This window comes from Niastella vici, from assembly GCF_002077945.1.
Taxonomy (GTDB): domain Bacteria; phylum Bacteroidota; class Bacteroidia; order Chitinophagales; family Chitinophagaceae; genus Niastella; species Niastella vici.
Map to the genome: position 1 here is coordinate 299120 of NZ_LVYD01000042.1, position 12440 is coordinate 311559.

Here is a 12440-nt window from a genome sequence, read left to right on the forward strand (position 1 = left end):
CCGGAAAGTTGGCATGTTATTGTTCTTAAATATCTTTAAACACCGTCGTCAATCCTTCACGCTGAGCGCTGATCACCGAATGGCCGCCATTGGTTTGAACCCTGATGATTGCCCGGCCATTGTAAGCCTGCACGTACCGGGAACCGGAAGGGGTTCCCTGGTTATCGATCAGTTTGCCATCGCCTGCCAGCCCAAACCGGATCCAGTTCGCAGCATCGAGGCAGGGCACGCCTTTTTCATCGAGCAGCTTTACCTGCATGGTGGCAATGCCATTTTCTTCCCCGATCTTCTCTAACAATAATTTGGCGGGTTTGCTCCATTTGCTGGTCTGGTAAGTAAAGCTTATTGAATCGCTGAGAACCGTTTTTCCATTTTTTGCTATCACTTTCACCTGTTGCATGCCGGCCGAAAGCGGAACATTCCAACGCAAACCGGCGGCGGGAAAATCCTGGCTGTTGCGTTTCTTTACCCCATAGCTTTTGCCATTTACAAACAGCTCTGCTTCGGCACAATTGGAATATACCTTTATCATTTTTTCCTCGCCTTCATTTCCCCAGCGTACCGGCCAGGTATGGCCGTAAATATGTGCCATTGGCTTTGTGGTCCAGTAAGATTGAAATACGTAATACGCTTCCTTTTTGGTGAGGTCTCTTTCCACCACGCCTTTCTGGTTCATGTAGGGAACCGGGTTGTCGGGGCGAACCGGTGTTGAGAAATCCTTGAAAGGCCATTGGGCAGAACCGGTTAACCAGGGCATGGTTTCCTGTTCTTTTAAATGCCAGTCGACCAGGTTGCACAAATAAGTTTCGCTCCAGTCGCCATCTTTTGAAACCCGTGCGGCGCCGCCAAATAAACTGGCATCACCGGCGCGTTCATCGGCCCCATTGCCTGTTTTCACCACCTGCAGCGCTTTATCGGGATTCTCTGCATGACGGCCGGCATGGCTATCGCCACCCCACTCCACATGCAGAAAATGATTTACTTTTTTGAACTCTTCTTCCGTTACCTGTTTATACTCTGTAAAAACACCGCGGTACCAACCGGCCCAGATCGATGGAGAATATACATCAACAATATCTTTACAAAAATCGCAACGGCGAATGGCGGTCTTTCTCGAAGGGTCTAACTGATGCGATAACGTATTCAGCTCCCTCATAAAATTGCGGATCTTTTCCTTATCGAACTCCGGTTGATCACCCGGCCAGTCGTTCTCATTGCCCATTCCCCAAATAATGACCGCCGGATGATTGTAATGCTGTTCGATCATATTGGTGAGCATGCGGCGTGCCTGCCCCTGGTAAACAGGGCCGCCGAGGCCACCGCGGCACCAGGGAATTTCTTCCCATACAAGTATTCCTAAACTATCGCAGAGATTAAGGATTATTCGTGATTGCTGGTAATGTCCCAGCCGAATGAAATTAACGCCCATTTCTTTCATCATGATCATTTCGCGGCGCATCATGTCTTCGGTCATCGCAGCGCCAACACCCGCATGGTCTTCATGCCGGTGTGTTCCCCGTAGTAACAGGCGTTGCGAGTTCAACAGGAACGGACCATGGTCAACAAATTCAAAATTGCGGAATCCTATCTTTTCCTTTTGTACAAATGTTCCTTCTGCAGTGGTTACGGTAGCTTCCACGGTATACAGCACCGGGCTTTGCGGCGACCATAACTGGGGAGTTTTCACCGTAAAATCGGTGAGGTGTACATCACCGGTGAGGGCGGCGGGTGTAACTTCTTTTTGTTGCACTACTTTTCCGTTCGCATCAAACAACTTTATGCTGACCGGCGCATTCATACCAGATACGGGATAAAAACGGGCTGTTACCTGAACGGTTCCCACCTTACCGGTTTTATCAGTTTCTGCTTTTGCAAATAATTTGTCAATGGCTACCGGCGGCAGATACACTAAATTCAGGTAGCGATAAATTCCACCATATACATTAAAATCCGAAAGACCTGAAGGGATCAGCTCCAGGTCTCTTGTATTATCGGTTTTTATTGAAACAGGTATCTTTCCTTTAAACTGGCTTTGATAAACGGGCAACTTTTTAAAAGCAGCAACGGCATCGGTAATGTCTACCGTAAATTCATCGTAACCGCCGGTATGTGAACCTACTTTCGTGGTGTACACATATACATCTGTCTTTTGCCCGGCGCCTTCAAAGAAAAGAAGGGTACGGCCATTGCTGTATGGATTATTGATCTCAAGTTGCGTCCTGTACCAGGCAGGTCCCTGGTAATAATTTACATCAGGATCAACTGCATCTTCGGCATTTACACAATGTGGCAGCTGCACGTTTTGCCATAGGGGTACACTTTCAGGGTTTCCTTTACCCACCGGGCGAACTACTTCCCAAATACCGCCTGCATCCTGTTTTAAAAATTCCCAATTACCTGTTAATCGGGTAGTTTGTTGCGCATGTAGCTGCCCGTATACCAGGGTCAATAAAAATAACCATCTTAATTTTTGCATCACATTCAACTATTAAAGACCAATGCTGTTTAATCGCTGTCAAAATTAAGATTGTACATTCTTATTTACTGGTTGCATGCCGCCATATTATTAAGCTATATTGTCGTATTTATTAAGCTATATTTACTTGGTTCCATACTCAACAACCTTGTCAATCACATGAATGGGCCCGTTGTCGCTTAAAATGCCTGCAGTACGGGTGGCAGTTGAACGAACCGAATTGGTAAAGTCATTGATGGTAAACTTTGAGTTACGGTCGTTAACCACTCTAAATAACATGATACTGCGGGGATTGGCGGCGTCGGCCCCTTCGGGCAACAATGATTTTACTTCTACATTATCAGGCGTCACATTATCAAAACTATATTCCCCGTTCACTATTAAATACAACAACCAGTTCTTCACCTGTTGTTTTGAATAATCAGACCATTTGGTACCGGCCGCACTGCCAATTTTATACCGGCCAAAATAAGAATCGGTCGGATTGCCGCTTCTGTATACCGCATCGTTGTGCATGAAAATAAAGGTCCTTCCGGTTTGCAGGTATTCGTTTGAATCAATGCCCGAATAAACAATGGCATCGTACATTCGTTTGAAGACCGTATCGGTTGGGTCGTTTACACTGCGGTCTTTTAAATACTGCCAGGCAGTTTTATTTATATGCGGATCAATGGTACTGGTGGTATGGTCAACATCTTCCTGTAATCTTAACCCGGCTACTTTTTTACAGGCCGGCAGGCTCACCACCAGCAAAGCGATCACTACTGCACTATATATAATTCGTTGTTTCATTATTACTGTTTTCATATCGCAAGTTTTATTCTGAGTAAGGTTCGTTTTGATCGAGCAGGGGGTTTCTTGTGAGGGCGTCTCTTGAGATCGGCCACAGGAGTTTACGGGCATCAGTAAAACCGGTTTGACTGATGTTCAGTAATTTCTGGCGATACTTTACCAGGGGATCCATCACGGTGAGTGCACGCCCGGTCCTTACCAGGTCGAACCAGCGTTTGCCTTCAGCAAACAACTCCAGTTGCCGCTCATCGAGTATCGCTTTTTCTACGTCATTGTCTGTAGGATAATCAGTAGCAACAAGCGGAGTGGTTTTGCGCAGGTTACGGATCTTGTTAATAATGGTGAATACGGGTGTTTTATCGGCTTGTGTTTTGTTCAATGCTTCGGCGCGCAACAGCAAAATATCAGCTATGCGATATAAAGTAAGCTTGGCTTCGTTCTGTGCGTTGATCGGATAAAGAACTTTGCCGGTAGTGGCATCGAGCGGATAAAATTTACCGATCTGTATAATGCGTGTGCCCGCATTCGCCAACGCAGTATCGTAGGTAACAGAACGGCGAATATCGTTCTTGTTACTTTCGAAACGCAGGTATACCGAACTATCTATATAATAGTTAGAGGTATTACCACCTGAGCCGATCTTCGAGATGCCATTTCCGCCATCTGTTAAATAACTCCATTGCAGGCTCCAGATAGTTTCCTTGGTACTTGCCGGATCGAGGAAGATCCTTTTCCAGTCGGCAGAAGTGCCGGCCGATACATCATATTTGTATGAAAGGCTGATGAGTTTCTGAGAAGCATCCAATGCTTTGACATAATCTTTCTTCCACATATATACTTCTGTTTGCATGGCCAGTATACCGGCCACATTCACCTCCCAAACAGTAGTGCTTGATTTATCGACCAGGTTGTAGGCCGTATTGAGGTCGGGAATAATTACGTTATCCAAAATAGAATCAACCGAGTTGCGGGTGGTTTTCGGATCTGCATTGATATCTTCATAGGGCTCAAGTGTAACCGGTAATTTACCCCATACCCTGATGCCATAAAAATACATGTATGCCCTTACGCCATATGCCTGTGCCAGGTAATTATTACGGGCAACGGCACTCAGCGCACTGATGTTTGGCAGGTATTTAATGGCCAGGTTCGCGCGTGCGATGGTATAATATAAATTGTTCCAGTTGGCGGCGCCGGTGAGTGAGTTCAATCCATTCAATGTGACGTTGATCTGGTTCTCACCCGTTCCCCCATACGTAAAGTTGTCAGAGCGCGCATCACCCCAATCGGTATAATTTCCACTAAGGGTTTTTTGAACCCCATCGTATATGGCTGCCACGCCCAGTTTGGCGTCATCGGCAGTTTTCCAGAATTTTTCCTGCGATAATTGGGAAATAGGTTGTTGATCCAAAAATTTCTTACATCCTGTTACTGCAAACAGGCACAGTATACTTATATAATAAATTGATTTTTTCATTGTTGGCATTTTAAAAGTTCAAATTAATACCTGCACCCACTTCTCTTTTTCTCGGATAGCGGCCATTATCCTGACCCATCTGCAAGGGGTTGTTAAAACTAATTTCAGGATCGAACCAGAAGTAATTGGTCCAGGTAAGCAGGTTGTTGCCATACAAGTACACAGATGCACCTTTCATTTTAACTTTTGAGGTCAGGTCCCTGGGAAGCGCATAAGTGAGCCGCACATTTCGCAAACGGATAAATGAAGCGTCTTCCAGGTACTGACTGCTTAATTCCCGGGCATTACCCATACCATTGTTTTTTGCAACGGCCCATTTGGTAATATCACCCTGGTGCCACCATGAATCGCGGATGTATTCCGGATCGGGCGTTACATTGGAAGTGGCATTGGTATTTAATTGCTGGCGGCCACGGTCGTAAATCTTTCCACCCCAGCTAACATAAATATTGAACGACAGGCTAAGGTTCTTATAATTGAGCACGTTTGATAAACCGGCGATCCATTTTGGCTGGGCATTACCCAAAAGAATGCGGTCTGCATCGTCTATCACACTATCCTTGTTGGTATTCGCCCAAATCATATCACCGCCTTTTAACACATTACCCTGCGTTTTCAATCTGTTCACATTTCCACTATACGATTTACCGTTGAGGGTATAGCCCTGGAAAGTGCCGCTGACAAAAACAGGCGTCAATTGTTCCCAGTCATCGGTGTACGCATTACTTTCATCATACTGGTAAACCCCAAGGGCTTGCCAGCCAAAGAAATCGCCTACGCGGCTTCCCTCCTGGGTTTTCCATACGCTGCTGGCAATAGGAGTATTGCCATAGAGGCTCTTTATGATGGCATTGTTGAACGACATGTTATAGATCACATTCCACGAGAATTTGTTGTTGCGAACGGGGTAGGCGCTTACCACAAATTCAAACCCTTTGTTTTGAATAGAGCCAATGTTCACGTTCACATTATCGTAGCCCGACTCATATGGCAGTGGCGCCTGGTATAATAATTTATCGGTTGTTTTCACATAATAATCCGCAGTTATCATCAGGCGATTGCGCAATAACGTAAGATCAATACCAACGTTGAACTGTTTTGCCTGCTCCCAGCTCAATGTGCTATTACCAAAAGTGGAGGAAGGCGCTACACCCGACACCCCATTGTAGTAATAAGAACCGAATACATATTGGCGGGTGGCATCATATTCACCAATGCGGTCATTACCGGTTACCCCATAGCTTGCCCGCAACTTACCATCATCAAGAATATGAGCTATCGGGTTCATAAATGGTTCTTCAGAGAAACGCCAGCCTATAGAAGCCGAAGGGAAAAAACCCCAGCGGTTGTCTTTACCAAACTTCGAAGAAGCATCGGCCCTGAAATTACTGTTGAACAGGTATTTTCCTTTATAAGCGTACCCCAACCGGGCAAACGCTGAGGTTGAAGTAAACCGTTTTTCGTCTGTAGTAGGCAGTGGATTGTACACCTGCGGCGCATTGAGGGTGGTTACCGATTCTGTGGCAAAATTGGTTCCATCAATTTCAGCGCCCCGCTGAAACTGGCGATCGGCACTTACACCCAGTACGCCGGTCAATGCATGCACACCACCCAGGGTTTTATTGTAGTTAAGGTAAGCCTGCGTCATCCAGTACGTTTTGAAATCAGTTTCATCACTGCCGCTGTTGTCGTTGCCGGTATTGCTTAACAGCTTTGGCTCAAACGTAAGATGGTGGGTATAATTCACGCTCACATTGGCATCTACCGTGAATTTTAATGAAGGCAGGAAGTAATAACTAATATAATTATAGAAGTTGGCATCCAGGATCTGGTACTCATTTTTACGAAGCAAGGCCTCAGCTACCGGGTTTTTCCTTCCGCCCAGGTTACCAGCCAATGTTCCATCTGGCAAATAAACCCGAAAGTTCGGTGGCCGTTGAATGGCCTGGTTCAGCGTATTGCCTTCATTGATCCGGTTCTCGGTTTGATAGGAGAACTGTATCCTGTTACCATAGGTGAGTTTATCGGTTGCTTTATAATCAACGTTAAACCGGCCACGCAGAATATTTGCCCAGCTGTTCAGGATAATGCCTTCATCTTTCAAATAACCGAGGCTACCGTAATAATTCAAATTCTTCGATCCACCGCCAAGGCTCAGGTCTACCTGTTGGCGGAAGGCAGTGCGCGTAAGCAGGTCCTGCATGTCGTTATCGGCATTGAACGATGGGTTCAATGAGTCGGTATTTACAGCACCGGTACCGCCCCGCTTCAATTCAAGCAGGCGGCGTTCTTCTGCATTGGCCTGTGGAATTTTGTGCGATAACTTACTCATGCTGGTGAGGTAGCGCAAATCGAGCGTAGGCCGGCCTTCGCGTCCTTTTTTGGTAGTGATGATCACTACCCCGTTGGCCGAACGAGAACCATAAATAGCGGCAGAAGCGGCATCTTTCAGGATCTCAATTGACTCAATGTCGCCGGGGTTTATACCGTCGATACTTACGCCCTGGGCGCCATCAACAATATACAGGGGGTCAACACCGCCCTGAAAAGTACCAATACCACGAATACGTACCGAGCTTCCGGCACCGGGGCGGCCCGATTCCTGGGCAATTTGAAGACCCGGCGCCTGTCCCTGCATGGCATCGAGCACATCGATCGCCTGGCGCTCTTCAATTTGTTTTGAAGAAACAGAAGAAATGGCTCCGGTAACGTCTTTCTTCCGTTGCGTACCGTAACCAATTACGATCACTTCATCCATAGAAGTGTTAGCGGGTGATAATGCAACAGTAAATTCGGTTTGGGAACCTACTGTTATTTCCTTGGTGGTAAAACCAACCGAAGAAAATACAATAACAGATTTAGGGCCAGGCACCATGAGGCTGAATTGGCCTCCGGTATTTGTGTGTGTTCCTATCGTACTTCCTTTAATGCTTACAGTTACGGACCCCAACGGTTTGCCATTGGCATCATTTACCGTTCCGCGAACGGTAGTGCCCTGGGCAACCGCAGTTACCGTGTGTAAACAACCAAGAAGAATCAGGAGAAGAACAAATACCTGGCGTGGTGGGGCAAATAGGTGCCGTGAAGAAATAAATTTCTTTTCCATACAGCAGTTAGTTTTTTACAAGCCATACAACAATTAAAGTTGTATGAACATGTCTCTAGAGTTAATAATAAGTGTTGGTCAGTAGCTAATGCAAGTACGTTACATTTTTGCTAAGTCTATTTTGCTTAATTGCCATTGTAATAAGCTATTTTACCATATGAGATATCCACATAACTATTTATAAAACAATACCAATGAAGCAATTTTATTTTATGAAAATGTGTCATGCACTGTACTGAAAACTGGTAGGGGTTTCCCTTATTTAACTATGTTTTTCTGATAGTTGCAGCGCCGTTTTGCGGGCTGTGCCAGGCACAGTTTTTTCAGGGATACAGAAAAATACCCATTATGGCAAAGACAAAAGTTTCTAAAAAAAAGCAGTTGGATGAAGATTTGGAGGATACCACTTCTTTCGACAACACAAATGCAAAAGATGGGAGCGCCAGCAAAAGAAGAAAAGAAAAACTGGCACAGGATGAATCTTATATAGAAATACCAGACGTTAAAGATATACCCGGTCAGGAAAAAATTGTAAATGCAGGCGTACCCGGCGCCATGAGCGATACCACCATTTCATCTGATGATGAAGAAGGCATTCGCGCAGGCAGGGATATTCTGGCAGAAGACGATAATGTAGATATTGTAATGGGAACCGAAGCCGATGTTACCAAGGAAGACCTCGATATGCTGGGCGATCGTGATGAGGATATGGACATGAACGAAGATGAGCTCATAAGAAAAGAAGGCCTCGATGATACCGACTTTGATGGCGATCCATTAAATGAAGCAGCCGTTGATGAAGACAGCACCGGCGATGACCTGGATGTTCCCGAAGAAGAAAATGATGATCCCAAAAAGGATCTGGACGATGAAGAAAACGATTATTACAGTTTGGGCGGTCCAGACAAGGACGCGCTGAACGAGGGCAGAAGAGACGAATGATCCTTCGACGCTTCGACTTCGCTCAGAGCAAGCCCGCTCAGAGCAAGCTCATTCCCGACCCAACTCCGCTCCCGACTTTTTTAAAACGGCAGGCATCCCGATAGAAATCGGGATGACCTGCCGTTTTGTGCTTGCTAATATCATTGAATAAATAGACAACCAGCCAGCCACACTCAATACTCGCGTTGCCTTCCTTTGTATATTCGGTTCACTGAACCAGTTTATATACATTCAAACGATCACCCGGGTCATATGCTAAAATATTTGCTATTGCTTATTCCAAATGTCATTTCACTGGCTGTGTTGTCTCAATCGCAGGCGCCTATAAACCTTCAAACGAAAAATACCAGTCTGGTATTAACGGTAGGTGGTAATAACCGCCTGTACCAATCGTACCTGGGCCCACGCCTGGCAGCCCCTGCTGAGGTAGAAAAATTATCCGGTGGCCGCGAGGTGTATTTGACTGCGGGCATGGAGAATCAGTTTGAACCCGCCATCAGGCTGGTGCACGAAGATGGCAACCCCTCCCTGGAATTGAAATACGTATCGCACAACACGCAACAGGAAGGTACCACTTCCACTACCCGCATTGTTTTAAAAGATTCAGTTTACCCGGTGGAGGTAGTGTTGCAATACAAAGTTTATTTTAATGAAGATGTGATCACCTGCAGCGCCACCATTCAACATCATGAAAAAAAACCTGTACGGTTAACCCAATATGCTTCTACCATGTTGCATTTCAGCGCCGACAACTACTGGTTAACCCAGTTTCATGGCGACTGGGCGCGCGAGGTGAATATGGTGGAAGAAAAATTAACCAATGGCATCAAAAGCATCGAGAGCAAATTGGGTACCCGCGCCAATTTCTATCAAACGCCGGCTTTTTTTCTTTCCCTGAATAATCCGGCCACAGAAACCAGTGGGGAATTGATTGCAGGCACACTCGCATGGACTGGTAATTTCCAGTTCACTTTTGAAATAGACCAGCGTAATCAATTACGGGTGCGCCCGGGCATAAACCCGTTTGCATCCGATTACACCCTGCAACCGGGTGAAGTATTCACTACACCGGAATTTACTTTCACTTACAGCAACCAGGGAAAGGGACAGGCCAGCCGCAACCTGCATCGCTGGGCGCGTAATTATGCCGTGCTGGATGGTAAAGGACCGCGGCTCACCTTGCTGAATAACTGGGAAGCCACGTATTTCAATTTTAACGAAGAAAAGCTGATCGAACTGTTTGATGGCGCCAAACAACTGGGCGTTGACCTCTTTCTGCTGGATGATGGCTGGTTCGGGAATGCATTTCCCAGAAATGATGATAAAGCCGGCCTTGGCGACTGGCAGGAAAACAAAAGCAAGTTACCCAATGGCATCGGGCGGCTGGTGCAGGAGGCTGAAAAGAAAGGCATCAAATTCGGTATCTGGCTGGAACCGGAAATGGTAAATCCCAAAAGCGAACTATATCAGAAACACCCCGACTGGATATTACGATTACCCAACCGGCCGGAAAACCTCGCGCGCAATCAACTGGTGCTTGACCTTACCAATCCCAAAGTGCAGGATTTTGTTTTTTCGATCGTAGATGATATGCTCACTAAAAACCCGGGCGTTGCTTTTATTAAATGGGATTGCAACCGCAGCATGACCAATGCGTATTCTGCTTATCTGAAAGAAAAACAATCGCATTTGTTTATTGAATACACCCGTTGTTTGTATAAAGTAATGGAAAGAATTCGCGCCAAATATCCGCACCTTCCAGTTATGTTGTGCTCAGGCGGCGGGGGCCGCACAGATTATGGCGGGTTAAAATATTTTACTGAATTCTGGCCCAGCGACAATACCGACGGACTGGAACGCATTTTCATTCAATGGGGCTATTCGTATTTCTTTCCAGCCAATACCATTGCCGCGCATATAACCAGTATGGGCAAGGGCCAGTCGCTCAAATTCAGGACCGATGTGGCCATGAGCGGCAAACTGGGGTACGACATTCGCGTAAATGAATTCACGCCCCAGGAACTGCAGTTTAGCCAGGAGGCGGTAAAAACCTATAAACGCATCAGCGATATTATTTGGCTGGGCGATCTGTACCGCATCATTTCTCCTTATGAAGAAAACCGGTCGGTAGTGATGTATGTAAATGAAAATAAAAGCAAGGCTATATTATTCAATTATATTTTGAATGTACGCCGGAAGGATATTTTTACCCGGGTGCAATTGCAGGGGCTCGATCCGAAAAAGAAATACCGCATCAAAGAGATCAACCTGTTTCCCGGCACCAAAGCAGGCAACCCGGATAATGACAAGGTGTTCACCGGTGATTACCTGATGACGGTTGGTATTAACCTCACGCCGGGTAAAGTGACATCGTTAACAAGTAATGTATTTGAAATTACTGAAGAGTAATGTGCAACTAATATCAGGTGGAGTTCATCATTACAATAGAAAAAGCCATATGAAAAAAATAATCTACTGTTACCTCTTTATACATTGCAGCCTTGCAACAATAGCGCAACAACCAGGGGTATTGGTAATGGATGCCGGCAAGCTGGTAACCCTGAAGAATAAGATCCAACAAAAGGATGCATCAACGCTGCAGCAGGTAAGTGCCTTACGAAAAGAAGCCGATGAGCTATTGAATAAGAAACCGGCTTCTGTAATTGACAAAGCATTTACCCCGGCCAGCGGCGATAAACATGATTATATGAGCCAGGCGCCGTACTTCTGGTACGATAGCAGCAAACCCAATGGCCTGCCTTATATGCGCAAAGATGGAGTGCGCAATCCCGAAATCAACAAAATAACAGACCATAAGTATCTTAGTGAGCTTGACAACACTTGCAGAACTTTAGCGCTTGCCTGGTATTGCACCGGCGAAGAAAAATATGCAGCAAAAGCCACCGCCCTGTTGCGCTACTGGTTTTTGAATGATGCCACTAAAATGAACCCGAACCTGAATTATGCGCAGGCGATCCCCGGCATAAATAATGGCAGGGGCATAGGCATTATTGAAACCATTGCTTTAACGGGTATTGCCGATGCAGTAGCCTTATTAAATGGTTCAAAGGCTTTAACCGATGCAGACAGCAAAGGCATACAACAATGGTATGCCCAATACCTGAACTGGATGTTGACCAGCAAAAACGGCAACGAGGAACATGCTGCCAAAAACAACCATGGCACGTGGTACTATGCCCAGTCCATCGATTTTGCTTTGTTCACCGGCAATACGGCCAAAGCAAAAGAGCTCATAGAAGAATCTAAAAAAAGAATGGATTCCCAGATCAACCCCGAGGGCAAAATGCAACTGGAACTCGACCGCACCAACGGACTGGGGTATACTACTTTTAATTTACAGGCCTGGTTCAGGGTTGCCACCCTGGCCCAACATACCGGCATCGACCTGTGGCAATATAAAAATGTGCAGGGCGCCGGTATTCGTACTGCTTTGGACTGGATGCTTCCTTATGCGCTTGGCCAAAAACAATGGGCCTACCAGCAAATAGGCGAATACAAAAAGAACAATATTTACCCGCTGTTACTACAGGCAGCCGGCATTTACAAAGACGATCATTATACCGCCTTAGCGAAACAGGTTGATGAGGAAGTGAATGATGTGGTAGTTGATCTGTTGAACAAATAAA

General features: G+C 45.9%; 7 protein-coding genes. 3 read left to right on the forward strand and 4 right to left on the reverse strand.

The features are described from left to right. Positions 1-25 precede the first annotated feature (25 nt). The 4 genes from A3860_RS12490 to A3860_RS12505 form a co-directional block, all read right to left on the reverse strand. The gene (locus A3860_RS12490; protein ID WP_081147035.1) at positions 26-2476 is read right to left on the reverse strand and encodes a glycoside hydrolase family 2 TIM barrel-domain containing protein; all 2451 of its coding nucleotides are present in this window, start codon (positions 2474-2476) and stop codon (positions 26-28) included. 123 nt (positions 2477-2599) lie between these two features. Beyond that, positions 2600-3283 (reverse strand): fasciclin domain-containing protein, encoded by a 684-nt coding sequence (locus tag A3860_RS12495; RefSeq protein ID WP_081147036.1) that lies wholly within the window; start codon positions 3281-3283, stop codon positions 2600-2602. Between the two features lie 10 nt (positions 3284-3293). Then, positions 3294-4745: a RagB/SusD family nutrient uptake outer membrane protein gene (locus A3860_RS12500; protein ID WP_158085219.1), complete on the reverse strand. Its 1452-nt coding sequence runs from the start codon at positions 4743-4745 to the stop codon at positions 3294-3296. 10 nt (positions 4746-4755) lie between these two features. Beyond that, positions 4756-7851, reverse strand: coding sequence for a SusC/RagA family TonB-linked outer membrane protein (locus A3860_RS12505; RefSeq protein WP_081147038.1), 3096 nt, complete (start codon positions 7849-7851; stop codon positions 4756-4758). 348 nt (positions 7852-8199) lie between these two features. Between A3860_RS12505 and A3860_RS12510 the strand changes: the two genes are divergently transcribed. From A3860_RS12510 to A3860_RS12525, 3 genes are all read left to right on the forward strand, one after another. Beyond that, the gene (locus A3860_RS12510) at positions 8200-8793 is read left to right on the forward strand and encodes a hypothetical protein (protein WP_081147039.1); all 594 of its coding nucleotides are present in this window, start codon (positions 8200-8202) and stop codon (positions 8791-8793) included. A gap of 252 nt (positions 8794-9045) precedes the next feature. After that, positions 9046-11202 (forward strand): alpha-galactosidase, encoded by a 2157-nt coding sequence (locus A3860_RS12520; RefSeq protein ID WP_081147041.1) that lies wholly within the window; start codon positions 9046-9048, stop codon positions 11200-11202. Between the two features lie 49 nt (positions 11203-11251). Further along, on the forward strand, positions 11252-12439 hold the full coding sequence (locus tag A3860_RS12525) for an alginate lyase family protein (RefSeq protein ID WP_158085220.1): 1188 nt from the start codon (positions 11252-11254) through the stop codon (positions 12437-12439). Position 12440: the final 1 nt, after the last annotated feature.